24 protein-coding genes and 1 pseudogene are annotated in these 26,225 nt (G+C 50.9%); 13 read left to right on the top strand and 12 right to left on the bottom strand.

From position 1 onward, the window contains the following. From pal to cydA, 10 genes are all read right to left on the bottom strand, one after another. Window positions 1-519: a peptidoglycan-associated lipoprotein Pal gene (pal, locus tag OGY67_RS18880; RefSeq protein ID WP_003022983.1), complete on the bottom strand. Its 519-nt coding sequence runs from the start codon at window positions 517-519 to the stop codon at window positions 1-3. 34 nt (window positions 520-553) lie between these two features. Next, window positions 554-1,846 carry a Tol-Pal system beta propeller repeat protein TolB gene (tolB, locus tag OGY67_RS18875; RefSeq protein WP_003022981.1) on the bottom strand — a complete coding sequence of 431 codons (1,293 nt, stop codon included), beginning with the start codon at window positions 1,844-1,846 and terminating at the stop codon, window positions 554-556. A gap of 128 nt (window positions 1,847-1,974) precedes the next feature. Then, window positions 1,975-3,231 carry a cell envelope integrity protein TolA gene (gene tolA, locus OGY67_RS18870; protein ID WP_286574366.1) on the bottom strand — a complete coding sequence of 419 codons (1,257 nt, stop codon included), beginning with the start codon at window positions 3,229-3,231 and terminating at the stop codon, window positions 1,975-1,977. A gap of 64 nt (window positions 3,232-3,295) precedes the next feature. Beyond that, window positions 3,296-3,724 carry a colicin uptake protein TolR gene (tolR, locus tag OGY67_RS18865; protein WP_003022978.1) on the bottom strand — a complete coding sequence of 143 codons (429 nt, stop codon included), beginning with the start codon at window positions 3,722-3,724 and terminating at the stop codon, window positions 3,296-3,298. A gap of 3 nt (window positions 3,725-3,727) precedes the next feature. After that, on the bottom strand, window positions 3,728-4,420 hold the full coding sequence (gene tolQ, locus OGY67_RS18860; protein WP_003022976.1) for a Tol-Pal system protein TolQ: 693 nt from the start codon (window positions 4,418-4,420) through the stop codon (window positions 3,728-3,730). Further along, window positions 4,417-4,821 carry a tol-pal system-associated acyl-CoA thioesterase gene (gene ybgC / locus OGY67_RS18855; RefSeq protein ID WP_003831439.1) on the bottom strand — a complete coding sequence of 135 codons (405 nt, stop codon included), beginning with the start codon at window positions 4,819-4,821 and terminating at the stop codon, window positions 4,417-4,419. The genes tolQ and ybgC overlap by 4 nt, the downstream gene beginning before the upstream one ends. Window positions 4,822-5,363: 542 nt before the next feature. Beyond that, complete coding sequence (gene ybgE, locus OGY67_RS18850; RefSeq protein ID WP_003831434.1) at window positions 5,364-5,657, bottom strand: cyd operon protein YbgE; 294 nt, start codon at window positions 5,655-5,657, stop codon at window positions 5,364-5,366. After that, a complete protein-coding gene (gene cydX / locus OGY67_RS18845; RefSeq protein WP_003022970.1) occupies window positions 5,657-5,770 on the bottom strand; it encodes a cytochrome bd-I oxidase subunit CydX in 114 nt (37 codons plus the stop codon). The genes ybgE and cydX overlap by 1 nt, the downstream gene beginning before the upstream one ends. A 14-nt stretch (window positions 5,771-5,784) precedes the next feature. Continuing rightward, on the bottom strand, window positions 5,785-6,924 hold the full coding sequence (gene cydB, locus OGY67_RS18840) for a cytochrome d ubiquinol oxidase subunit II (RefSeq protein ID WP_003831431.1): 1,140 nt from the start codon (window positions 6,922-6,924) through the stop codon (window positions 5,785-5,787). 15 nt (window positions 6,925-6,939) lie between these two features. Further along, on the bottom strand, window positions 6,940-8,508 hold the full coding sequence (gene cydA, locus OGY67_RS18835; protein ID WP_008784156.1) for a cytochrome ubiquinol oxidase subunit I: 1,569 nt from the start codon (window positions 8,506-8,508) through the stop codon (window positions 6,940-6,942). Between the two features lie 1,217 nt (window positions 8,509-9,725). Here cydA and glmS point away from each other — a divergent pair. The 10 genes and pseudogenes from glmS to cobO all read left to right on the top strand — a co-directional run bounded on the left by glmS (window position 9,726) and on the right by cobO (window position 20,902). After that, a complete protein-coding gene (glmS, locus tag OGY67_RS18830) occupies window positions 9,726-10,175 on the top strand; it encodes a methylaspartate mutase subunit S (RefSeq protein WP_286574365.1) in 450 nt (149 codons plus the stop codon). After that, complete coding sequence (gene glmL / locus OGY67_RS18825; protein WP_123268323.1) at window positions 10,175-11,563, top strand: methylaspartate mutase accessory protein GlmL; 1,389 nt, start codon at window positions 10,175-10,177, stop codon at window positions 11,561-11,563. The genes glmS and glmL overlap by 1 nt, the downstream gene beginning before the upstream one ends. 18 nt (window positions 11,564-11,581) lie before the next feature. Continuing rightward, entirely contained in the window at window positions 11,582-13,027 is a 1,446-nt protein-coding gene (locus OGY67_RS18820; RefSeq protein ID WP_003831428.1) for a methylaspartate mutase subunit E, read from the top strand. Beyond that, entirely contained in the window at window positions 13,027-14,268 is a 1,242-nt protein-coding gene (locus OGY67_RS18815) for a methylaspartate ammonia-lyase (protein WP_032942736.1), read from the top strand. Before OGY67_RS18820 ends, OGY67_RS18815 begins: the two co-directional genes overlap by 1 nt. A gap of 3 nt (window positions 14,269-14,271) precedes the next feature. After that, window positions 14,272-15,642, top strand: a complete 1,371-nt coding sequence (locus tag OGY67_RS18810; protein WP_003022951.1) for an acyclic terpene utilization AtuA family protein — start codon at window positions 14,272-14,274, stop codon at window positions 15,640-15,642. Further along, window positions 15,639-15,956, top strand: coding sequence for a DUF4387 domain-containing protein (locus tag OGY67_RS18805; protein WP_003831425.1), 318 nt, complete (start codon window positions 15,639-15,641; stop codon window positions 15,954-15,956). Before OGY67_RS18810 ends, OGY67_RS18805 begins: the two co-directional genes overlap by 4 nt. Window positions 15,957-16,125: 169 nt before the next feature. Continuing rightward, window positions 16,126-17,407: pseudogene (locus OGY67_RS18800) on the top strand (dicarboxylate/amino acid:cation symporter); the annotation flags it as partial. A 119-nt stretch (window positions 17,408-17,526) separates the two neighbouring features. Further along, window positions 17,527-18,528, top strand: coding sequence for a glutaminase A (gene glsA, locus OGY67_RS18795; protein WP_032942734.1), 1,002 nt, complete (start codon window positions 17,527-17,529; stop codon window positions 18,526-18,528). A gap of 109 nt (window positions 18,529-18,637) precedes the next feature. Next, window positions 18,638-20,290: a class I fumarate hydratase gene (locus OGY67_RS18790; protein ID WP_048235838.1), complete on the top strand. Its 1,653-nt coding sequence runs from the start codon at window positions 18,638-18,640 to the stop codon at window positions 20,288-20,290. Between the two features lie 9 nt (window positions 20,291-20,299). Then, window positions 20,300-20,902, top strand: a complete 603-nt coding sequence (gene cobO, locus OGY67_RS18785; protein ID WP_063940686.1) for a cob(I)yrinic acid a,c-diamide adenosyltransferase — start codon at window positions 20,300-20,302, stop codon at window positions 20,900-20,902. Between the two features lie 82 nt (window positions 20,903-20,984). On the opposite strand, the gene OGY67_RS18780 is transcribed toward cobO, so the two are convergent. Then, window positions 20,985-21,887 carry a LysR substrate-binding domain-containing protein gene (locus tag OGY67_RS18780; RefSeq protein WP_003022936.1) on the bottom strand — a complete coding sequence of 301 codons (903 nt, stop codon included), beginning with the start codon at window positions 21,885-21,887 and terminating at the stop codon, window positions 20,985-20,987. A 405-nt stretch (window positions 21,888-22,292) separates the two neighbouring features. Between OGY67_RS18780 and cobA the strand changes: the two genes are divergently transcribed. Continuing rightward, a complete protein-coding gene (gene cobA / locus OGY67_RS18775) occupies window positions 22,293-23,081 on the top strand; it encodes a uroporphyrinogen-III C-methyltransferase (RefSeq protein ID WP_234692227.1) in 789 nt (262 codons plus the stop codon). Here the strand turns inward: cobA and OGY67_RS18770 are convergent. Then, window positions 23,060-23,953 (bottom strand): PocR ligand-binding domain-containing protein, encoded by an 894-nt coding sequence (locus OGY67_RS18770; RefSeq protein ID WP_286574364.1) that lies wholly within the window; start codon window positions 23,951-23,953, stop codon window positions 23,060-23,062. The genes cobA and OGY67_RS18770 overlap by 22 nt on opposite strands. Before the next feature lie 372 nt (window positions 23,954-24,325). On the opposite strand from OGY67_RS18770, the gene otnK reads away from it, so the two are divergent. Continuing rightward, on the top strand, window positions 24,326-25,582 hold the full coding sequence (gene otnK / locus OGY67_RS18765) for a 3-oxo-tetronate kinase (protein WP_286574363.1): 1,257 nt from the start codon (window positions 24,326-24,328) through the stop codon (window positions 25,580-25,582). Continuing rightward, window positions 25,579-26,223, top strand: coding sequence for a 3-oxo-tetronate 4-phosphate decarboxylase (gene otnC / locus OGY67_RS18760; protein WP_191226253.1), 645 nt, complete (start codon window positions 25,579-25,581; stop codon window positions 26,221-26,223). The genes otnK and otnC overlap by 4 nt, the downstream gene beginning before the upstream one ends. The last annotated feature ends 2 nt before the right edge of the window (window positions 26,224-26,225 follow it).

The following is a 26,225-nucleotide window of genomic DNA, read 5'->3' as shown; positions in this document are numbered from 1 at the left end:
TTAGTAAACCAGTACGGCGCGACGGTTTTTGGCGTAAGCCGCTTCGTCATGACCCAGTACTGCAGGTTTTTCTTTACCGTAAGAAACGATGGAGATCTGGTCAGCAGAAACGCCTTTACCCTGCAGGTACATCTTAACGGCGTTCGCACGACGCTCACCCAGGGAGATGTTGTACTCAGGAGTACCACGTTCGTCCGCATGACCTTCTACGGTGACTTTGTAAGACGGGTTGCTACGCAGGAAGTTAGCGTGAGCATCCAGCATTGCAGCGAAGTCAGAACGGATATCGTACTTGTCCAGATCGAAGTAAACGATGTTGTTCTGCTGCAGCTGTTGCATCTGAAGACGCGCTTGCTCTTCAGAAGACATGTTGCCGCTGCCGTTTGCATCCATACCAGTGCCGGCACCCAGCATGCCTTCGCTGCCGTCATTGCTGGCGTTCTTGTTAGAAGAACACGCTGCAATAGCCATAACAGGCAGAGCAATCATCAGCCCTTTCAGCACTTTGTTCAGTTGCATTTCAATGATTCCTTTATTAATCAATTATTTATTATCACAGATACGGCGACCAGGCAGGGAATTTAACCTGTCCATCAGTTGCCGGAAGACGCGCTTTGAAACGCCCATCTGTAGAAACCAAATTCAGCACGGATCCCATCCCCTGAGAAGAGCTGTAGATTACCATAGTGCCGTTAGGTGCCAGACTTGGCGTTTCGTCCAGGAACGTTGACGACAGAACTTGTACGCCACCCGCTACCAGATCTTGTTTGGCAATGTGCTGCTGACCGTTGGCCGAGCTTACCATTACCATAAATTTACCGTCGCTGCTCACATCCGCATCCTGGTTTTGCGAACCTTCCCAGGTAATGCGCTGCGGAGCACCGCCGTTGACGTTAACTTTATATACCTGCGGACGACCGGCCTGGTCAGACGTAAAGGCCAGGTTTTGGCTGTCCGGGAACCAGGTAGGTTCCGTGTTGTTGCTACGACCATCCGTCACCTGACGGATCTGACCGGAACCAATGTCCATGACATACAGGTTCAGGCTACCGGTTTTAGACAGGGCAAACGCCAGTTTGCTGCCATCCGGAGAAAACGCAGGCGCACCGTTGTGACGTGGGAACGAGGCTACCTGACGAACCGCGCCGTTAGACAGTGTCTGAATAACCAGTGCAGAACGACCGCTTTCGAAGGTAACGTACGCCAGTTTTGAACCGTCCGGGGACCACGCCGGAGACATCAGCGGCTGCGGAGAACGGTGTACCACGAACTGGTTGTAACCATCGTAGTCGGACACACGTAATTCGTACGGGAACTGACCACCGTTGGTCTGAACAACATAAGCGATACGGGTACGGAATGCACCTTTAATGCCGGTCAGTTTTTCAAACACTTCGTCACTTGCAGTATGGCCCGCGTAACGCAGCCACTGCTTGTTCACTTTATAGGTGTTCTGTGCCAGTACGGTACCCGGTGCGCCACCGGTGTCAACCAGCTGATAGGCAACGCTGTAAGAACCATCCGGGTTCGGCGTAACCTGGCCGACGACTACGGCATCAATGCCCAGCGCAGACCACGCAGCAGGTTGAACTTCCTGCGCGGTACCGGGCTGCTGAGGCAGACGAGAACGGTCTAACGGGTTAAATTTACCGCTGTTACGCAGGTCAGCACCTACGATACCACCGATATCTTCAGGTGCAGCACCCGGTCCTGCCCACTGGAAGGGGACAACACCAATCGGGCGCGCCGAGTCCACCCCCTGGGTGATCTCGATACGTACTTCTGCGTGCAGCACCGCTGCCCACAGCATCAGAAAACCAAATGCTACTCGTAATGCCTGCTTCATCATATCTCCCTTATCTGGACGGAAAGCCCACGATAATTTAGCAGAATGTTAACAAACTCAAATACACAAAACTACCAGAACTCTGTCTCAACCTTAGACCGTTTCCCCTGATTTCTCAGGGGTCGTTATTACAGTTTGAAGTCCAGTTTGGCATCTTTTACTTTTTCATAAACTGCCTGGCTAGGCGGTTTAGGAATTCTGGCGGTTTTCGCAGCCGTCAGCGCAGCCTGACACAATGCCGGATCCCCGCCCTCTTCGGTCACATCCAGTAACAGACCATCGGGTGCTAACTTGATATGTAATACGCAAGATTTACCTGCATACAAATCTGCACCATACAGACGGCTCTGGATCGCATTGCGAATTTGAGATGCGTAAGCACTGATATCAGCGCCAGATGCACCGCCATTGGCACCACTTGTACCACTATCTTTCGCCGGTTGGCCGTTTCCTTTCGCTCCACCGCCCGATTTCGGTGCATTCTTACCGGAGCTCAGGTCACCCAACAAGTCGTCAACGCCAGAGGCTGCAGCGGCTTTTTCGGCCGCAGCCTTTTTAGCAGCAGCTGCTTTATCTGCCGCAGCTTTCTTATCGGCAGCGGCTTTCTCAGCTGCAGCTTTTTTGTCTGCTGCTGCTTTTTCTGCAGCGGCTTTCTTATCAGCCGCCGCTTTTTCAGCAGCGGCAGCTTTCGCGGCAGCGGCTTTTTCTGTTTTCTCAGCAGCAGCTTTCTCGGCTGCTGCTTGCTTAGCGGCCTCAGCCTGTGCTTTCTTCGCAGCGTCCGCAGCTGCCTTAGCAGCTTGTGCTTCTGCAGCTTTCTTCGCATCAGCGGCGGCTTTAGCGGCTTCAGCCTCAGCTTTTTTCTGTGCGTCCGCAGCGGCTTTCTTCGCGGCATCTGCCGCTTGCTTAGCCTGAGCATCAGCTTTAGCCTTCGCGTCTGCAGCAGCCTTCGCCGCAGCCTCTTCAGCCTGTTTCTGTTGCTCTTGCGCTTTCGCTGCGGCGGCTTCAGCTTGCTTCTGCTGTTCCGCCTGTTCGCGCACTTTTTCCTGCGCGGCTAAACGTTCTTTTTCCAGCTGCTTCAGTCGCTCTTGCTCAGCTGCCTGCTTCTCGCGAAGTTCTTCAGCTTGCTGCTGCGCCTGCTTTTCACGCTGCTCTTCAGCACGTTTCGCACTTGCCTGCTGTTGCTGCTGCCTGTCGTACTGTTGCACAACGGCGCCAGGATCGACCATAACGGCGTCGATGGACGAACCGCCACCGCCGCCGGCTGAAGCATCAATGTGCTCATCGAACGAACTCCAGATCAGCGCTGCAAATAAAATGACATGCAGCACCGCTGAAATAATTATCGCCCTTTTGAGCTTGTCGTTTTGTTCGGTTGCCTTTGACACTCTCGGTTCCCAAAAAACTGTTCGCCTGTTACGTGCTCTCTTTCAAGCCAGCAAAACGCAGTCATCAGATTGGCTGCGTCATCAAGCCAACCGATTTTACGCCTGCACTGTGTAACAAGTTCAGCGCTTTAATTATTTCATCATAAGGCACGTCTTTCGCACCACCGATTAAAAAGACCGTTTTCGGATTGGTCTGCAGGCGGCTTTTCGCTTCTGCAATAACCTGCTCCGGTGGTAGTTGATCCATACGATCTTTCTCAACCACCACGCTGTATTGCCCAATACCGGAAACTTCAATAATGACCGGGGGTTCGTCGTTACTGCTGACGGCTTGCGACTCGGTCGCATCCGGCAGGTCGACTTCCACACTCTGCGTAATGATCGGTGCGGTTGCCATAAAGATCAGCAACAGCACCAGCAGTACGTCGAGCAGCGGTACAATATTGATTTCGGACTTGAGTTCGCGACGACCTCGTCCACGCGTTCTGGCCATGGCTTACCCCTTGTTGCTCTCGCTAACGGTAAACGCCTGGCGGTGCAGAATCGCGGTGAACTCTTCCATAAAGTTGTCGTAATTCAGTTCCAGTTTGTTCACGCGCTGGTTCAGACGGTTGTAGGCCATAACCGCCGGGATTGCCGCAAACAGACCGATAGCCGTTGCAATCAACGCTTCTGCGATACCCGGTGCGACCATTTGCAGCGTCGCCTGTTTTACCGCGCCAAGCGCGATAAATGCGTGCATGATCCCCCAAACGGTACCGAACAGACCGATATACGGGCTGATGGAGCCAACGGTGCCGAGGAATGGAATATGCGTTTCCAGCGTTTCCAGTTCACGGTTCATCGAGATACGCATCGCACGGGAAGCCCCCTCTACGACCGCTTCCGGCGCGTGGCTATTTGCCCGATGCAAACGCGCAAATTCTTTGAATCCGCTATAGAAAATTTGTTCCGAGCCCGCCAAATTATCACGACGCCCCTGGCTTTCCTGGTACAGGCGCGACAATTCAATGCCGGACCAGAACTTGTCTTCAAATGCTTCGGCTTCACGTGAAGCAGCATTAAGAATACGGGTCCGTTGGATGATGATGGCCCAGGATGCGATTGAGAAACCAATCAAAATCAACATGATAAGTTTAACCAGAAGGCTTGCCTTCAGGAACAAATCAAGGATATTCATGTCAGTCACTGCTTAAACTCCGCGACAATAGACTTGGGAAGCGCACGAGGCTTCATTTTGAGTGGATCAACGCAAACAATCAGAACTTCGGCTTCATTCAGCACGGTGTTCTCTGCGTTGACAATGCGTTGCGTGAAAACCAATGAGGTGCCACGCATTGACGTAATTTCGGTTTGAACTTCGAGCATATCGTCGAGCCGGGCAGGCGCAAAATACTCGAGGGTCATCTTGCGCACCACAAAGGCGACACGTTCGGCCAACAGGACCTGCTGACTGAAGTGATGATGACGAAGCATTTCTGTGCGTGCTCTTTCATAAAAAGCGACGTAACTGGCGTGGTAAACCACCCCACCGGCATCGGTATCTTCATAATAGACACGAACCGGCCATCGAAACATATACTTATTCATTCCTACTGCCTCTTTGTTGGCTTCGCCCACTCGCACCAGTTACTTACCTTCGTAAGCGTCTGGTGATTCGCGTTCTTGCCGCCGCGATGCTTCAAGAATGTCGTTGTATATCGCGCTGTCTTCACTGTACATCCCGGTAATGCAATTAGGTTGTGTCCTGTGGTTGTTCGCGGATGGCGCTGACGAAAATTTTTGCACAGAACAAGGCGCGAGTGGCGAAGTTTGGTAATTCCAAACAAGACGCAAGTAACGCAGTACTGTGCAAAAAGATTCTCAGCCCTTCGGGACGCGTTCCATCAGGATGTTCTCTGTGTTGTCGCACTTGGACATAGTTCTACTATGTCCAGCGCACTCCGCCTTGATAACGTCCTGATGGTACAGCGTCGCCACCGCACACAACCACAGGGCACAACCTCAGGTTAGTGCTTTCAAACTTCGCTACTATACGCGCGGGAATGGTGCTTTGGAATGGGGGAAAGTAAACGGAGAGTAAAAAATTATGGGCTTATGCAAGCCCATAAATATTTAAGGATGTTTCTTATTCAAAAGAAGAAGAAAATCAGACCAACAACGAGGACAATATCCGCGATCAGCGGGCAGAAGATGCCCTGCCAATGTACGGCGCGAGGACGGAAGCCAACGCCGTGAATAATGCCTGCGCAGACCGCCCACATCAGCAGGAAACCATGCCAGATTTCAAGCTCGCTGGTTTTGGCCGCGAAACGAGACGGATCCCAGAATATGCAGCCAGCCAACACGATTGCCAGCACAAATGAAAGCGCCCGCAAGGGGCGCTTGTCCATCGCGTTGTATACCATCGCGATAATGTTGGTCATTAGCTATCTTCTTGCCCGGCTTTGCCTGATTCAACGTGCTCAAGCGCCAGCGCTGTGATTATCCCAAATGCACAGGCAAGAAGCGTTCCCAAAATCCATGCGAAATACCACATTTTAAGCTCCTTACTTAGTACAGAGAGTGGGTGTTGCTTTCAATATCTTCTTTAGTGATGCGACCGAACATCTTCCAGTAACACCAGCTGGTGTACAGCAGAATGATCGGTACAAACACCGCCGCGACCCAGGTCATCAGATTCAATGTACGCTGGCTGGAGGTGGCATCCCACATGGTCAAACTTGCGTTCATCATGGTGCTGGATGGCATCACAAACGGGAACATTGCGATACCGGCAGTCAGGATGATGCAGGCTAACGTCAGTGAGGAGAAGACGAACGCCCATGCCCCTTTCTCCATACGAGAAGTCAGGATGGTTAACAGCGGCAGAACCACGCCCAGTGCAGGAACCAGCCACAGGATAGGTGCATTGTTAAAGTTCACCATCCATGCGCCAGCCACACGAGCCACTTCTTTGGTCAGCGGGTTAGAGGCAGCATGATGATCCAGTGCTGAGGTCACAACATAACCGTCAATACCGTAAATCACCCACACACCGGCCAGCGCGAAGCAGACCAGAGTCACCAGCGCCGCAACCTGTGAAGTTGCACGAGCACGCAGATGCAGTTCACCTACCGTACGCATCTGCAGATAGGTCGCACCCTGGGTGATGATCATCCCAACGCTCACGACACCTGCCAGCAGACCAAACGGATTCAGCAACTGGAAGAAGTTACCGGTGTAGTACAAACGCATGTAGTCATCTACGTGGAACGGAACCCCTTGCAGCAGGTTACCGAACGCCACGCCAATCACCAGCGGTGGCACGAAGCTACCAATGAAGATGCCCCAGTCCCACATGTTGCGCCAGCGCATATCTTCAATCTTAGAGCGGTAGTCAAAACCGACCGGACGGAAGAACAAGGACGCCAGAACCAGAATCATCGCCACATAGAAACCGGAGAACGCAGCGGCATAGACCATCGGCCAGGCAGCGAACAGTGCGCCACCCGCGGTGATGAGCCAAACCTGGTTACCGTCCCAGTGCGGGGCAATGGAGTTAATCATAATTCGACGCTCGGTATCATTACGACCGAGGAAACGGGTGAGCATGCCCACCCCCATGTCGAAGCCATCAGTGACCGCAAAACCAATCAGCAGAATGCCTACCAGCAGCCACCAGATAAAACGCAATACTTCATAATCGATCATTTGACGACTCCTGTCTTAGCGTGCCGGCTGAGAAGTCACAGTGGACTGCTCGTAGTGATAACGACCGGTTTTCAGGCTACTCGGCCCAAGGCGTGCGAACTTGAACATCAGATACAGTTCAGCCACCAGGAACAGGGTATACAGGCCGCAAATCAACAGCATCGAGAAGATGAGGTCGCCAGCAGTCAGCGAAGAGTTCGCTACGGCTGTTGGTAACACTTCACCAATCGCCCACGGTTGACGACCGTACTCTGCAACAAACCAACCGGATTCAATAGCAATCCACGGCAGAGGAATCGCATACAGCGCGGTGCGCAGCAGCCATTTTTTCTCACCGATACGGTTACGAAGCACAGTCCAGAAGGACACCGCGATAATTGCCAGCATCAGAATGCCGCATGCCACCATGATACGGAAAGCGAAGTACAGCGGCGCAACGCGAGGAATAGAATCTTTCGTTGCCTGCTGAATTTGCGCTTCGGTCGCGTCGGTAACTTTGTCCGTATAGCGTTTCAACAGCAGACCATAACCCAGGTCTTTCTTCATGCTGTTGAACTGGTCGCGAACGGCCTGGTCGGTAGTACCAGCACGCAGTTCTTCCAGCAGCTGATACGCTTTCATCCCGTTACGGATACGCTCTTCGTGTTGCACCATCAGGTCTTTCAGACCAATGACCGGTGTATCAACAGAGCGGGTGGCAATGATGCCCAGCGCATAAGGAATCTGAATCGCAAAATGGTTTTCCTGCGCATCCTGGTCCGGAATACCGAACAGCGTGAAGGAAGCCGGTGCAGGCTGAGTTTCCCATTCTGCTTCAATCGCAGCGAGTTTGGTTTTCTGCACGTCGCCCATTTCGTAACCAGATTCATCACCCAGAACGATAACAGACAGAATAGCAGCCATACCAAAGCTGGCAGCGATAGCAAAAGAACGTTTAGCAAACGCGAAGTCACGACCGCGCAGCATATAGTAGGAGCTGATACCCAGAACGAACATCGCGCCACATACATAACCAGATGCCACAGTGTGAACAAATTTCACCTGTGCTACCGGGTTGAGCACCAGTTCAGAGAAGCTCAGCATCTCCATGCGCATGGTTTCGAAGTTGAAATCCGCTGCGATTGGGTTCTGCATCCAGCCGTTCGCAACCAGAATCCACAACGCGGACAGGTTAGAACCCAGAGCCACCAGCCAGGTGACACACATATGCTGGACTTTACCCAAACGGTCCCAGCCGAAGAAGAACAGACCTACAAAGGTGGATTCGAGGAAGAAGGCCATCAAACCTTCGATCGCCAGCGGCGCACCGAAAATATCCCCTACATAGTGGGAGTAGTAAGACCAGTTAGTCCCGAACTGGAACTCCATGGTCAGACCGGTAGCCACACCCAGAGCGAAGTTGATACCAAACAACTTGCCCCAGAACTTGGTCATATCTTTATAAATCTGTTTGCCGGAAAGGACGTAGACCGTTTCCATGATGGCCAACAAGAACGCCATACCGAGCGTCAGTGGCACAAACAGGAAGTGGTACATCGCGGTCAAGGCAAACTGTAAGCGCGACAGTTCGACTATATCTAACATCATGACTCCTTGCTCATCGCATGAAGACTCCGAGAGTGAACCCCGTTAGAAAGGGTCACACGCATGCCCCAATACAAATTTATCTGCTTCCTTCCGCCGCTACCCTTTCCTCTCATTTGAAGAAAGGACAATGATGAAAGGTTACAAACATGTTAATAAAACACTCAAATTGATCCCGCAATTATATTACGCCGTAAAATCCTTACAATAAACAGGTTTTTATCGAGACAAATTTGCATTTTTCGATAGTGATCAATTTATAGCTAATTTACCACTTTCAGACCAATTTGATCTGAAGCAATTTACCCTCTTTTGATGCTGTTTTCCAAGTTTTAAACATTGATTTAAATCAATTTTCAAATTTAATGTTAATAGTGTTTAGCACTCACGCTACTAGTAAACGCGATGTTAACAACATGTTTTTCAATGAGTAATTGCCGTTACTACAAATGATAGGATATTTATTTAAATGTACACGATCTTTTAACCAGCCCGGATGACTTAATTGATAGAAGATAAAGAATCACTAATGCTGGGTAGCTCACAGTTTTTTGTTTAGCAAGTCATGGATTTGTTATTTCATACAAATTGTTCATTTAAATTTTACTTATAATTAACACCGAGATGTAACTATCTCAACTTGAAGCGAAAACGTTCCACAATGACCGATGCATTGCGTTTGTCGTTCTGCGAGAGAACGCTGACGTTTCGCTTAAATCATCACTGAAAGTTATCATTAACACCCCCTCTTCTCTTATGTGGCAAAGATTAAATATGCCACAAACATTTCATTATCATTTTTATCCTAAATTTAACAAAAATGAATTGTGACATATAAGATTAAAAAATAAAAAACCGTTATGTCGTTCACAAGTTAATTAGTAATTGGGATTTTTGAAATTATTTAAAACACGTCATAAACGGCGCGCATAACAAAATAAGATTTCGATCACAAACATGGCAAGTCATTTATTACCCAATTCTCTAATAAATTAAACCAAGCTAAGAAAAGATAATCTATCACATTGATTATGAAGGGATTTTATAGATGGCAAATATAACAATCATTTTTCTCAGGATATTTTGAAAATAGATCAATTGCTTCCTTTTTCGCTTCCACAGAAACTCCAACCCTATTAAGAGGTTGTCACAATCCATGTTCTAAATATTAGAAAATAATTTCACTTATTGACCATCAGCCCTACAGAGGATTACCCATGAAGAAATCTACACTTGTTATTGGCGTCATCGGTGCTGACTGCCATGCAGTAGGTAATAAAGTTCTGGATCGCGTTTTTACTGCTCATGATTTTCACGTAATCAACCTCGGGGTGATGGTGAGCCAGGATGAATATATTGATGCTGCGATTGAAACAGGCGCCGATGCCATCGTGGTGTCCTCTATCTACGGTCATGGCGACATTGACTGCCTCGGATTACGTGAGCGCTGCATCGAACGCGGCCTTGGCGACATTCTGCTGTACGTCGGCGGCAACCTGGTCGTCGGTAAACATGACTTCGCCGACGTGGAAGTGAAGTTTAAAGAGATGGGCTTTAACCGGGTTTTCGCCCCCAGCCACGATCTGGAAGATGTTTGCGCGCTTATCACTATTGATATTCACCAACACAATGGCCTCGAACAGCGTTGCCTGGAAGAGGCCATCTGATGCAAACAGTTTCTGTCGATATCGGCTCGACATGGACCAAGGCAGCCCTCTTCGCACATGAAGGCGAGGAATTAACCCTGATAAACCATGTCCTGACCCCAACCACCACACATCATCTGGCAGACGGTTTTTTTGCCAGCCTGAATCAGGTGCTGAATGTTGCCGATGCTCGCCCGTTACTGAAAAGTGGTGAAGTGCAGTTGAAATACTCCTCCTCAGCGAAAGGTGGGCTCGCCGTTGCAGCAATGGGGCTGGTGCCTTCCATTACGCTGGAGTCGGCAAAAGTTACCGCCCATTCGGCAGGAGCGAAAATCGCGCAATATTATTCGTACAAGCTGAACCGTCATGACATCCAGGAGCTGGAATCATCACCGCCAGACATTCTGTTGTTTACCGGCGGGACAGACGGTGGCGAAGAAAGTTACGGCCTGGCGAATGCGCACGCGCTGGCAGGCTCAAAGCTTGATTGCGCCATTATCTACGCCGGAAACCGGGACATTCAGGACGAAATACAAACGATTCTGGGACATAAGGATCTGACCACGGTAGACAACATTCTGCCGGACCTCGATCACCCGAATCCGTTTGCCGCGCGCCAGGCGATTTGCGATGTGTTCTTGTCACGCATCGTCAAAGGCAAAGGTCTGGACGTTATCGTCGGCGAAACAGGCGAAGAGCCTATGCCGACGCCATGGACGGTATATGAGTTAGTCAAAGCCATTAGCGATTACGACAGCGCATGGAAGGAATTCATGCTGATTGATATGGGCGGAGCCACCACAGATGTCTATTCGGCCAGCGCGAATACCCTCTCCCCCGATACCGTCCTGCATGGTGTTCCTGAACCGTTCGTCAAACGTACCGTTGAAGGCGACCTTGGAATGCGCGTTTCCGCCGTTGTGGTGGGAGAAAGCACGCAGGATATGGTGAAAGTCATCTTCGCCCAGCAGCCACAGCGCGAGGAAGCGTTTTACCGCTATCTACGCCACCTGGTTGGGCAACCGGATTACCTGCCACTCAGCGAGGAAGAGAAATATTTCGACACCCTGCTGGCAGGTTTATGCGTGGGCTATGCCGCTGAGCGCCACGCGGGCACTAAAAAGCAGGTTTGCACCTGCGTGGGTAATGTGGATTTACAGATGGGTCGCGATCTCACCACCGTACGCAAAGTCGTCGGTTCAGGGGGATGGCTCTCTCGCGCCAGCCAGTTCGATATCCATAACTGGCTCAAATACAGGGAGCTGGACGACCAGGGTAAAAGAATTCTGTTACCGAATCAGTTTGAGTATTACCGCGATTCAAATGGCCTGCTCCCTCTACTGGCAAACGTCGCCAGGCTGTACCCGCAAGCCGCTGCTCGCACCAGCATTCAGTGTTTAACCCTATAAAACTTAAGGCAGCTACGAATGGAACTTCGAAATAAAAAATTGACCCACGACGAATTCATGACCGAAAGGCATCAGGTGTTACAAACCTGGGAAACCGGCAAAGACGTTGAGAACTTCGAAGATGGCGTGAAGTACCAGCAATCAATTCCAGAGAAAAAGCGTTTCTCCCTCGCCCTGCTGAAGGCCGATCAGGAAGGTAAAACTCTGAGCCAGCCGCGCGCAGGTGTGGCATTAATGGATGAGCATATTGCGCTGCTCAAAACATTGCAGGAAGAGTGCGACCTCCTGCCAAGTACTATCGATGCCTATACCCGTCTCAACCGCTATGAAGAAGCCGCTGTCGGGATCCAAAAATCCATCGAAGCAGGTACTTCCAAGCTGAATGGTTTACCGGTCGTCAATCACGGGGTTGCTGCCTGCCGTCGTATGACTGAATCGCTGGATAAACCGATCCAGGTTCGCCACGGTACACCGGATGCGCGTCTGCTGGCAGAAATCGCCATGGCCAGTGGCTTTACCAGCTACGAAGGCGGCGGTATCTCCTACAACATCCCTTACGCCAAACGCGTCACCCTGGAAAAATCTATCCGTGATTGGCAGTACTGCGACCGTCTGATGGGTCTGTACGAAGAGAACGGCATTCGCATCAACCGTGAGCCGTTTGGTCCGCTGACCGGCACGCTGATCCCGCCGTTCATGTCCCACTCAGTCGCGATTATCGAAGGTCTGCTGGCGCTGGAGCAGGGCGTGAAGTCTATTACCGTCGGTTACGGCCAGGTCGGTAGCCTGACACAGGATATCGCTGCTATTCAGGCACTGCGTGAACTGTCCCACGAATACTTCCATAACCATGGCTTCGACGATTACGAGCTGAGCACCGTTTTCCACCAGTGGATGGGCGGATTCCCGGAAGATGAAGCAAAAGCCTTCTCCGTTATCGCCTGGGGCGCAGCGGTTGCCGGTATGTCTGGTGCCACAAAAGTTATTACCAAAAGTCCGCACGAAGCATTCGGTATCCCAACCGCGGCAGCTAACGCCCAGGGTCTGAAAGCGTCACGCCAGATGCTCAACATGGTCAGCGATCAGAAATTCCCGCAGTGCGCTGCCGTGGAGCAGGAAGTTGACCTGATTAAGAGCGAAGTCCGCGCGGTATTGAAGAAAGTCTTCGAACTGGGCAATGGTGACATTGCGCGCGGTACGGTGCTGGCCTTTGAAGCTGGCGTGCTGGATGTGCCTTTCGCTCCTGCCGCCTGTAACGCCGGTAAGATCCTGCCTGTTCGCGATAACACAGGCGCAATCCGTATTCTTGAAGCCGGTGCCGTGCCGCTGCCGAAAGATATTCTCGCCCTGCACCACGACTACGTTGCAGAGCGCGCACATTTCGAAGGTCGCAAGCCTTCTTTCCAGATGGTCATTGATGACATCAACGCCGTATCCCACAGTAAATTAATAGGAAGACCATAATGAAAATTAAACAGGCCCTTTTCACAGCTGGCTACTCCTCATTTTATTTTGACGATCAGCAGGCCATCAAAAACGGCGCCGGTCATGACGGGTTTATCTATACCGGCGATCCGGTAACGCCTGGATTTACGTCTGTTCGTCAGGCGGGTGAATGTGTTTCCGTACAGCTGATTCTGGAAAACGGCGCGGTGGCTGTGGGCGATTGCGCAGCGGTGCAATATTCAGGTGCAGGCGGTCGTGACCCGCTGTTCCTGGCTGAAAACTTCATTCCGTTCCTCAACGACCACATCAAGCCGTTGCTGGAAGGTCGTGACGTTGATTCGTTCCTGACCAACGCCCGTTTCTTTGACGAACTGCGTATTGACGGCCATCTGCTGCATACCGCCGTACGTTATGGTCTGTCTCAGGCGCTGCTCGACGCGGCGGCACTGGCTACCGGTCGTCTGAAAGCCGAAGTGGTTTGTGATGAATGGCAGCTGCCATGCGTCCCGGAAGCCATTCCGTTATTTGGTCAGAGCGGCGACGACCGTTATATCGCCGTCGACAAGATGATCCTCAAAGGTGTGGATGTCCTACCGCATGCGCTGATCAATAACGTAGAAGAGAAGCTGGGCTTTAAAGGTGAAAAACTGCGTGAGTACGTCCGCTGGTTATCTAACCGCATCCTGAGCCTGCGCACCAACGATAGCTATCACCCAACGCTGCACATTGATGTCTACGGCACCATCGGTCTGATCTTCGATATGGATCCAGTGCGTTGCGCCGAATACATCGCCAGCCTGGAAGCCGAAGCGCAAGGCCTGCCGCTGTACATTGAAGGCCCGGTTGATGCCGGTAACAAGCCGGATCAGATCCGCATGTTAACCGAGATCACTCAGGAGCTGACTCGTCTGGGTTCTGGCGTGAAAATCGTTGCGGATGAATGGTGTAACACCTATCAGGACATCGTGGACTTCACCGACGCGGGCAGCTGCCACATGGTGCAGATTAAAACCCCGGACCTGGGCGGTATTCACAACATCGTTGATGCAGTGCTGTATTGCAACAAACACGGAATGGAAGCCTATCAGGGCGGTACCTGTAACGAAACGGAAATCAGTGCTCGTACCTGCGTACACGTCGCGCTGGCCGCGCGTCCAATGCGCATGCTGATCAAACCGGGTATGGGTTTCGATGAAGGTCTCAACATCGTCTTTAACGAAATGAACCGCACCATCGCGCTGTTGCAAACTAAGGATTAAGAGATGGCACGCACATTTAAGATCTTATCGCCTACGGCTATCCTGGGTTATGGCTTCCCGGAAGAAAGTTTTCGTAAAGCCATGGAAGAGTCACCGGATCTTATTGCTGTTGACGCAGGTTCCTCCGATCCTGGCCCCCACTACCTGGGGGCAGGTAAACCCTTTACTGACAGGGCCGGTGTGAAACGCGATCTGCGCTATATGATTGTGGCAGGCGTTAAGAACAACATCCCTGTCGTGATCGGCACAGCCGGTGGTTCTGGTGCAGCTCCGCATCTGGAGTGGTGTCGCCAGATAATCCATGAAATCGCGCAGGAAGAAAAACTGTCTTTCTCAATGGCGCTGATTCCGTCTGATGTCGATAAAGAAATCGTTCATCAGGCGCTGGATAACGGCAAAATCACCGCGCTCGATTTTGTGCCTGAACTGACTCACGAGGCCATTGAAGAGAGCACCTACATTGTCGCGCAGATGGGCGTCGAGCCTTTCCAGCGTGCGCTGAAAGCCGGTGCGCAGGTGGTCCTGGGCGGACGTGCCTACGATCCGGCCTGCTTCGCCGCGCTGCCGATTATGCAGGGCTTTGATGAAGGTCTGGCGCTTCATTGCGGTAAGATCCTTGAGTGTGCAGCCATTGCCGCCACCCCTGGTTCCGGCTCAGATTGTGCGATGGGAATCATTGACGATAACGGCTTTACGCTGAAGGCGTTCAATCCCAAGCGTAAGTTCACCGAGACTTCCGCCGCAGCGCACACCCTGTACGAGAAGTCAGATCCGTACTTCCTGCCAGGGCCAGGCGGTGTGCTGAACCTGAAGGCATGCACTTTCACCCAGGTTAACGAGGGCGAAGTGTATGTCAGCGGTTCACGCCATGAAGAAACACCGTATGCGTTGAAACTGGAAGGTGCGCGTCAGGTTGGCTTCCGCTGCCTGACCATCGCCGGAACACGCGACCCAATCATGATTGCCGGGATTGACACCATTCTTGAAGAGGTACAGGCAAGCGTTGCACGTAACCTCTCACTGAATGACGACAGTATCCGCATGACGTTCCACCTGTACGGTAAGAACGGTGTGATGGGCAACCATGAGCCGATGAAAACTGCGGGCCATGAACTGGGAATTTTACTGGATGTCGTTGCGCCAACGCAGGATATCGCCAACAGCGTTTGCTCGCTGGTGCGCTCTACCCTGCTGCACTACGGCTATGAAAATCGCATTGCGACTGCGGGCAACCTCGCCTTCCCGTTCTCGCCATCTGATATTCAGAGTGGACCGGTGTATGAGTTCTCGATCTATCACCTGATTGAAGCGAGCGATGCACTGCGTTTTGATTTCCACATTGAACAGGTGACGCCAGAAGGAGTTCAGGCATGAAACACTCAATTTGTTCACTGGCGCAAGTAATTCGTTCCAAAAACGCCGGACCGTACGAACTGGTTTTAGATATTTTATTTAAAACAAGGGAAGACTATCAGCGGGTAAAAGCCTGCGAGCAATTAACGCCACAGCTTATTGCCGGTTTATATAATGTTGAGCCTGAATTTATTCACAATATCGTCTGGTTCGATCCAGCGAATGCCGTAAAAATCGTCATGCCACGAGATATTATTTCCGGCAATGTCGGTGACAATGATGTTTATGGTGCGCAGCAACACGCTCCATTATTAAGTATTGAGTTCGACTTGTAACAAAAAAACACAATAACAACCATTGGAGCACAGAATTCAGCTGTATCACAGTGCTTCGAATTATTCATGCGGTTGGTCACAACAGGCGTGCGTCTGAGCTGCTGTCCAGGTTCAGGCGCACGCCACCCTACACAATTCCAATTACCAGCCTTTATCCGATGGAGTACACATGAAGAAAATTAGTTTAACGAAGATGATCATATTAGGCCTGATACTCGGCATGATTGCCGGGGTGGCCATAAATAATATGGCCGCGGCTGAAACAGCAAAATCTTATGCAGCAGATATTTCCATTTTCACCACCATATTCTTACGTATGGTGAAAATGATTATCGCTCCATTGGTTATTTCAACTCTGGTTGTAGGTATTGCCAAAATGGGCGATGCCAAAACGCTGGGACGTATATTTTCGAAAACCTTCTTCCTGTTTATTTGCGCCTCTCTGGTGTCAATTGCACTGGGTCTGGTTATCGTTAATATCTTCCAGCCAGGCGCAGGTATCAACTTTGTGCCACATGACGTCGGAGCCGTTGCCGCCGTTAAGTCAGAGCCATTCACGCTGAAAGTATTCATCTCACACGCGGTACCGACCAGTATTGTCGATGCGATGGCGCGTAACGAAATTCTGCAGATCGTCGTGTTCTCAATCTTCCTCGGTTGCAGCCTCGCTGCGATTGGTGAAAAAGCCGATCCTATCGTGAAAGTGCTGGATTCACTGGTGCACGTCATGCTGAAGCTGACGGGTTACGTCATGCTGTTTGCACCACTGACCGTGTTTGCCGCTATTTCAGGTCTGATTGCCGAACGTGGTCTGGGTGTGATGGTTAGCGCCGGGATCTTCATGGGTGAGTTCTACCTGACGCTGGGTATGCTGTGGGCGATCCTCATTGGCCTGTCTACGATGATCGTCGGGCCTTGCATCGCGCGTTTAACGAAATCAATACTCGAACCCGCTCTGCTGGCCTTTACCACTTCAAGCTCTGAAGCCGCCTTCCCGGGTACGCTGGACAAGCTGGAAAAATTCGGTGTTTCGTCAAAAATCGCCAGCTTCGTTCTGCCTATCGGTTATTCCTTTAACCTGGTCGGTTCCATGGCTTATTGCTCATTTGCCACCGTCTTTATTGCCCAGGCGTGCAACATCGAACTGAGCATGGGCGAGCAAATCACCATGCTGTTGATCCTGATGCTCACCTCAAAAGGAATGGCAGGCGTACCGCGCGCATCAATGGTGGTTATCGCTGCAACCCTGAACCAGTTCAACATTCCAGAAGCAGGACTGATTCTGCTGATGGGTGTCGATCCGTTCCTCGATATGGGTCGTTCCGCCACGAACGTTATGAGTAACGCCATGGGAGCAGCCATTGTCAGCCGTTGGGAAGGTGAACACTTCGGCCAGGGTTGCCGTGGCTCTGCACCAGTGAAGTCCCCGGAGCAGGAACGTCCGGTTACCGAAACGGAAATCGCTTTGTCCTGACAATAGAACAACAACTAATCGTAGGCCGGATGGCGTCGTGAACGCCCTATCCGGCCTACAGGATAGTTTTCCCAACAACACCAACAGGAATGCATAATGAATAAAACAATTCTCGGCGTGAGTCTCTTTTCTTTCAGCGTCTTGTTTAGCGCAACCACATTCGCGCAAACCACGCCCGACTACGCCAAGCTGATAGAACAGGCTCATCAGAAGTACAAAAGTAACAACGATGGAAAAGTCGCCGACTACATCCCTGCTCTGGCGACCTATAGCCCGAAAAATTTTGCCATCACCATTGCGACGGTGGACGGCAAGATCTACCAGGTTGGCGATGTTAACAAACCTTTCCCAATGGAATCCCTGAGTAAAGTGTTCACCATGGCGCTTGCCATGGAGCAGCACGGTCCTCAGGTAGTGCTGGATAAACTTGGCGCCAATGCCACCGGTATGCCATTCAACTCAGGTTTAGCCGTTGAACTGACCAAAGGCGCGCCTGAAAACCCTCTGGTAAACGCCGGGGCCATGAGCACCGTTAGCCTGATCGAAGCCAAAGACAAAACAGATCGTTGGAACAAAATCCTCGACAACCTGAACGTCTGGGCCGATGCCACTCTCACCGTGAACGAACCGGTTTTCAAATCTGAAATGGAAACCAACCAGCACAATCAGGCGCTGGCCAAGCTGATGGAATCCTATAACAGCTTCTATGGCAACACTGACGAAGCCGTTGAAATTTATACCCGCCAGTGCTCGGTGGATATCACCGTTGAGCAACTGGCCAAAATGGGTGCCGTACTCGCGAACAAAGGCAAATCTCCGTTCAACGGTAAACAGTTGCTGAATGAGAAATATGTTCCGCAGGTGCTGGCAGAAATGGCAATTGCCGGGCTTTACGACGGTAGCGGTAAATGGCTGTACACCGTTGGCATCCCGGCGAAAAGCGGCGTCGGCGGCGGCATGGTTGCCGTTGTCCCAGGCGAATATGCGATTGCGGTCTATTCTCCACCGCTTGATGAAGCCGGAAACAGCGTTCGCGCCCAGAAAACTATCGAATATGTCGCCGAAGCGACAAAAGCCAATGTCTTTTTAGCCAAATAACTTTACGCCGAATGGCGCTTCGCTTATCCGGCCTACGATTAACGCATTGATGTAGGTCGGATAAGCGAAGCGCCATCCGGTAAACAACACGAAGAGGTGAGAAGTAAACATGTCTAAACCATTTGTCTGGCAGGAACTCTTTGTTCAGAGTAAGGATAGTACCGAGTATGAATTACTTAGTAACCAGCACGTTACGGTAACGGAGTTAGACGGAGAGGAAGTGATCAAGGTTGCACCGGAAGCGTTAACCTTGTTAGCACAGCAGGCGTTTTATGAGGCTTCATTTTTCCTGCGCGCCGGACATTTAAAACAGATTGCCAGCATTTTGCACGACCCACAGGCCAGCAGTAACGATAAGTACGTCGCATTGCAGCTGCTGCGCAATGCAGAGGTTTCAGCTAAAGGCGTACTGCCCAACTGCCAGGATACCGGGACGGCAACCATTGTGGCCAGCAAAGGACAACATGTCTGGACCGGCGGCGATGACGCAGAAGCATTAAGCAAAGGCGTGTATTCCACCTTTACCGAAAACAACCTGCGTTACTCGCAAAATGCCCCGCTGGATATGTATACCGAGGTCAATACCCAGACCAACCTGCCCGCACAAATCGATATTAGCGCCACCCCAGGTAACGAATACCGTTTCCTGTTCGTCAATAAAGGTGGTGGCTCAGCTAACAAAGCGGCGCTGTACCAGGAAACCAAATCCATTCTGCAGCCGGAAAAACTCACTGCGTTCCTGATCGAAAAAATGAAATCACTGGGTACAGCCGCTTGTCCGCCGTATCACATCGCTTTTGTGGTTGGGGGCTTATCCGCCGACCAGGCGCTGAAAGTCGCCAAACTGGCTTCAACCAAATATTACGATAATCTACCCACCAGCGGGAACGAGCTGGGCCAGGCGTTCCGTGATACGGCGCTGGAAGCCGAGTTGCTCAATGCCAGCCGCGAGTTTGGCATCGGGGCGCAGTTTGGCGGCAAATACTTTGCCCACGATATCCGCGTAATTCGCTTACCGCGCCACGGCGGCTCCTGCCCAATCGCGATGGCCCTCTCCTGCTCTGCCGACCGTAACATTAAGGCCAAAATTAATAAACACGGTATCTGGCTGGAGAAACTCGAGCATAATCCGGGCAAATTCATTCCTGATTCTCACCGGATAGAAAACGGCGCTCAGACCGTACAACTGGATCTGAACCGTCCGCTGCGTGACATCCTGCATGACCTTTCCGCTCTGCCCATTGGTACACGCCTGTCGTTAAGCGGCCCGATTGTTGTCGCTCGCGATATCGCCCACGCGAACATCAAAGCGCGACTGGATAACGGCGAACCGATGCCGGAATACATGAAAAAGCATATCGTTTACTACGCGGGTCCCGCCAAAACCCCGGAAAATCAGGCTTGTGGCTCAATGGGGCCCACCACCGGCGGGCGCATGGATGGGTATGTCGATGCTTTCCAGGCACAAGGTGGCAGCCTCATTATGCTCACCAAGGGTAACCGTAGCCAGCAGGTCACTGATGCCTGTCACAAACACGGTGGATTTAGCCTCGGCAGCATTGGCGGTGCAGCAGCCCTGCTGGCGCAGCAGTACGTGAAAAGCCTGCAGTGCCTTGAATATCCCGAACTGGGAATGGAAGCCGTATGGATGATGGAAGTTAAAAATATGCCGGCCTTCGTATTAGTGGATGACAAAGGCAATAACTTCTTTAGCCAGTTCGAGCAGCAGCATCGCTGCGCAACTTGTCCGGCAGGGCATTAAGGAGTTTCCATGGAAGCGCGCGCCAATAACGACAGACACCGTCAGCGTCAGCAGAAGCTGAAAGAGCAGGTTGATACCCGCGTAGCGGCGGCAACGGAGAAGAAAGGGATCCTGATTGTCTTCACCGGCAACGGAAAAGGAAAATCCACCGCAGCCTTTGGCACAGCAACGCGCGCAGTGGGTCACGGAAAAACCGTTGGCATCGCGCAGTTTATTAAGGGCCAGTGGGATAATGGCGAGTACAACACGCTGCAACCTCTCGGCGTCGAGTTCCATATTATGGGTACCGGATTTACCTGGGAAACCCAAAATCGGCAAGCAGATATCGAGGCGGCAACGGTTGTCTGGCAGGAAAGTAAGCGCATGCTGGCTGATGCGCATTACGATCTAGTGGTGCTGGATGAACTCACCTACATGCTTGCTTACCACTATCTGGATACCCAGGAGGTTATCAGCGCCATCGAAAATCGTCCTGCCGGTCAGAGCGTTATCGTCACAGGACGCGGATGCCATACGCTGTTACTGGAACTGGCCGATACGGTCAGTGAAATTCGCCCGGTCAAACACGCGTTTGACCGCGGTATTCAGGCACAGGTTGGGATCGACTGGTAGCCGTTCTTTTGCCGGATAACGATGCTAACGCGTCTTATCCGGCCTACCCATCGTTGTAGGCCTGATAAGGCGCAAGCCACCTTCAGGCAGCCGATACCACGGACTTACTGAGCAACCAGTTACGGAAAATCTGTAAATGCTCGGATTCCGATTTCTCTTCACGCCACGTCATAATAAATCGATTCCCGGTACGCATTGGAACATCGCAAGGAATGACCATATCACCGCTGTCCAGATCGTGCTGAATGGCAAAACGTGGGAGCAGCGCAACGCCCAGATTAGAACGGACCGCCGCGATCAGCATCGATAACAAATCAAATCTCGGACCTTTATTCACTAGCGGACTGCTGACATCTGACAGCGCAAACCACTCCTGCCACCCTTTGATGCGCGTGCTTTGGTGTAAGAGCGGAAATTCGTTTAGTAATTCGTTCACCGCCAGTTTTCGTTCCGGTTCGGCCAGCAAACAGCGACTGCAAACCGGCAGAATTTCCTCTTCAAACAGGTACTCAACCCCTGACCATGGCGAATAAAAGTCTTCGCGCATGATTGCCGCGTCATACTCTCGATTGAGAAAATCACCAATATTCGCCAGGGAATGAATGTTCACGATAATATCAGGATTAAGTTTGTTAAACTCACGCAGGTTTGGGATCAGCCAGTGCGTGCTGAACGTCGGATTCACCGCCAGCTCAATAACCTGTACCGTCGGCTGCCAGGTCATTATCGTCGTCGTATCTCGTTCAAGTTTATTTAACGTTTCTTTAACGATACTTAAATAGTGTTTGCCGGCCGCATTTAAGAAAATGCGTTTTTTGGCATGATTAAATAGCGCGGTATTGAGAAAATCCTCCAGTGCATTTACCTGGCGGAAAACAGCACTTTGTGTCAAAGCCAGCTCTTCAGCTGCCCGGGTATAACTTTCGTGACGCGCAACAACTTCAAAAGTTACCAGCAACTCCGTCTTGGGTATTTTTCCTCTCATAACCTCTTCCATATGCAGCGTACAAAAATAGTTTAATTTATAAAAAATAATTCAAGCTACCCAGATAAGCACCGAGAGTTATATTTTATTTCATCCATTAATGTCATTGATCCAATCCATGATTTACTCACACTGATGGCGGATAAATATTAACCAATAATACTCAAGAGCAGCAATAAACACAATTTAAATAAGGTTAAACCTAAGCAAATGGTGCCAATAAGTTCTTAATAATTTTTCAAGTTATCTTGTTTATTGCAGAAAAAACTTTGCGAGATTAATCAATATTATCAGTGCGATAATTTTGGATAATTTCACGTTATAACTTACGGGCAAACGACTGCTTTTTATCATTCCTTGATGTGGTTTCTGCCTTTTTTTGATCGATGTGATAAAGGACACAATGTGAAAACTTTCGGAAAGGTCTGGCTCGTTGGGGCAGGTCCCGGTGATATTTCATTACTTACCCTCAAAGCAATGATGTGCATTAAACAGGCTGATGTCATTATTTACGATCGGCTGGTCAATCCTAAAATTTTGGAATGGGCATTACCTGATTGTCTGCTTATCAATGTCGGCAAAAACCCGGGTTTCCATTGTGTACCGCAGGATGAAATCAATGCACTGCTTGTCCAGTATGCCCAAACGCACAATAATATTGTGCGTCTGAAAGGCGGCGATCCGTATGTTTTTGGACGCGGGGCTGAAGAAGTTGAAGATCTCGTCGAGACGGGCATCCCGTTTGAAGTGGTGCCGGGTATCAGCTCAACCATTGGTGGCCTGACCTATGCCGGGATTCCGGTAACACACCGCGATTTCGCCTCGGGATTTCACGTGGTAACCGGTCATTCGCGGGAGGGCAACCAACAGCAGGACTGGCGTCAGTTGGCGAACCTGAATGGTACGCTGGTTATCGTCATGGGTATCGCCAATCTGGCGTTTATCTGTGAGGAATTATTGATGGGTGGAAAATCAGCAGATACGCCTGCAGCGCTAATTATGTCCGCCACCCGGGATAACCAACGCCGACTGACCTGTACGCTCGGTTCACTACTGAGCAAGGCGCAGGAAGCTAACATCCTCCCCCCTGCGCTGATAGTGATTGGTGATGTGGTAACCCTGAGCGATCGGCTCTCTTTTATCCCTGAAGCCATCACGCTGCCAGAAAACCTTTACTGTGACAGTCTGGCATGACGAAAAGACTGGGGCGACGTTTGATGCGCCGCCCGGAAAACACGGCAAAAGTAACTGGTTTGTGCGTATTGGAGTTTCCGGGCAATGCTGTCTATTGAATGAACGGGATCGTGCAATAACTCCCCCGCTTTTTGCATTTTTTTCTGATTCACCCAGGTTTTAAAGTTAACGCCCTGCCGTTTCTTAAAAAAACGGCTGAAATAGTTTGCGCTTAAGCAAACGTGAGCTGCTACGGATTCCAGTGATAATTCACTATATAAATTCTCATCAATATAACGCAACGCTGCCAGAAGCTTTTTCTCGTGTCGGGAAGGCTCTGTAAAATAATGACGCATGTAACTGGTCGGCGGGATAACAAACTCATCAGGTTGATGCTGTTCTGTCTCAAAATTATCAACAATAAAATTTAATAAATTAGCTGATGCCACCAGCGTATTATTATCGACTACCGCCACCTGACTCCATTCAGCTTTTATTTTTGGTTCATCCATCCATGAGCATTCATTATCAATAACGATAGTTTTATATTCCTGATATTTTGCCCGCACCTGCCCACAGAGCATAAAACCGTACAGATGCCCCTCGCGAATTAATGGCATAGAAAACAGACTTAGCCCTGCGTGGCAGCTGAGTATTCTGGGTTTAAGGTGTTTTAAACCTTCAAAAGCACAATATTTGTCACACTTTTGGCAACTCGTACAATAGCGTTCATCCGCCCGCATTAATGTGCAGAACGAATTAAAGTTATGGCAATCCGAGAGAGTTTTTCCGTTTACATCAACCACAACCGTGGCTAATCCAGTCGCACTGGAGAATACTTTTGCTATCGAGAAAAAACGTTGTAGATAATCATCCTGGATTTTCAACGACACGGTATCCTCCGGCATTAATGAAATTAAAGCCGGTAATATGCAGAATTTAATCAAGAGAAAGAATGATGCTCACCGCAAAAAATAATCTCATTTATGCAGATGATTATGATCAATTGGCAAGAGAGTTAAAGCAACCACGATAATACTCCGCTGCATGCTACTGACTTCGCTTTCTCAAAGATTAACGAATCTTCACACTCTCTTGTGAGACTCTTTTCGCAAAACAAAACATCTTTCTCCATTATTTTCAATAGATTACTCATTTTTACTGTGAATCAATGATGTGCTTATTTGTGATAATCATCATGTGAATGTGAAAGGCCCTCCTGAATAATATGTTCAATTAGCAAACAATCTGAATGGAGTTGATCCATGGCCGTCACCACAGGCGTTATCGCCGACGATTTCACCGGCGCAACGGACATTGCAAGCTTTATGGCGCAGCAGGGGTGGCGCGTTGCGCTACTGCCCGGAATGCCTGATACCACTCAATGCTGGAATGAAGAGGTCGAAGCTATCGTCATCTCGCTGAAAAGCCGCTCATTACCCGCAGAACAGGCCATCGCACAATCTCTGTCCTGTGCCCGCTGGCTGAAACAAAAGGCAGGTGTCCGCCAGATCTATTTTAAATATTGTTCGACGTTCGACTCCACGCCAACAGGCAACATTGGACCGGTCAGCGATGCGTTGATGAACGAGCTGCATACACCCGTGATCGTCCACTGCCCCGCCCTGCCGCAAAACGGGCGCACGGTGGTGCATGGCCATCTTTTTGTAAACGGCGTACTACTTAACGAATCCGGGATGGAAAAGCATCCGCTTAATCCTATGACCGATGCCAGCCTGCCGCGCCTGCTGAGCGCGCAAACGCCAGGTAAGGTTGGTTGCATTAACCTCACGATACTGCGTCAAGGTGTGGAAGCGGTCACTAACGCTCTGGCCCAACTTCAGGCTGAAGGTACGCGTCACGTTATCGTCGATACGCTGGATGAAGCAGATCTCAACACGCTGGCGCAGGCACTCCATGCCAGCCCTCTGTTAGCCGGGGGCTCCGGGCTCGGTGGCGCACTGGCCGCCTGCACCGGAACTCAGCAAACCATGCCGCTGGACGCTTTTCCACTACCTGCTAAAACGGTGGTGTTCTCCGGTAGCTGTTCTGCAATGAGTAATCGTCAGGTCAATCGCTATAAGGCCGCAGCAGCCTCTCGTGTACTCGACGTGGCCCGCTGCCTGTCTGATACAGAACGCTACACTGATGAACTGTGTGCCTGGGCGATGACGCATATCAACGACCCATTCGCGCCGATGATATACGCCACCCAGCCGCCAGACATACTCCAACGCATTCAACAAGAGTACGGCGAACAGACTGCCAGCCAGGCGATCGAACACGCTTTTTCCCGACTGAGCACAAAGCTACAAGTTGCAGGTGTAAACACCTTTATCGTCGCAGGCGGAGAAACATCCGGCACCGTGGTAGAGGCACTGCAGGTGAAGCTTCTGTCCGTTGGCAAAGCCATTGCGCCTGGCGTGCCGTGGGTATTTTCCTCCGGTCTGGCGCTGGCGCTGAAGTCAGGCAACTTTGGTAACGAAGATTTCTTTTTTACAGCCCAGGAGTACGCATTATGAATCCGGTGAGTGAACACCAACTACGCGAACTACTCGTCCGCTATGGCCGTTCCTTGTTTATGCGTGGTTACAGCAGCGGCGGCTCCGGCAACCTCAGCGTCAAATTGCCGGATGGCGGCTATCTGGTGACCCCGACCAACTCCTGCCTGGGTGAGCTTGATCCTGCCACGCTAAGTAGGCTGGATGCCAACGGCGTGCATCTTAGCGGCGACAAACCGTCAAAAGAGGTACCCATGCATCTGGCGTGGTATCGTCATCGGCCATCCTGCGGCGCGGTTGTGCACCTGCATTCTCCATGGCTGACCGCGCTCTCCTGTCTGCCTTGCTCTACGCCAGAAAACTGTCTACCGCCACTAACGCCATACTATGTGATGCGCGTCGGACAGCTACCGCTGCTGCCTTATTTCAAGCCCGGCCATGAAGGCATTGCCAGCGCATTGAGTGAAATCGCGGCAGATCATACGGCTGCGTTGCTGGCCAATCACGGGCCGGTAGTAAGCGGTCGCTCGCTGCGTGAGGCGGTGTTTAACGCCGAGGAACTGGAAGACAGCGCCCGCATCTGGCTGACATTAAAACCGCTCGGCTATGTTCCGCTCTCAGAAGAGGCGGTGGCCGAACTTGAACATTCCCGGCAAGCGTGAGG

The organism is Citrobacter sp. Cpo015 (assembly GCF_030333035.1).
Classification (GTDB): Bacteria; Pseudomonadota; Gammaproteobacteria; order Enterobacterales; family Enterobacteriaceae; genus Citrobacter; species Citrobacter portucalensis.
Note: the sequence above shows the minus strand (reverse complement) of the source record. Positions and strands in the feature narration are given on the sequence as shown.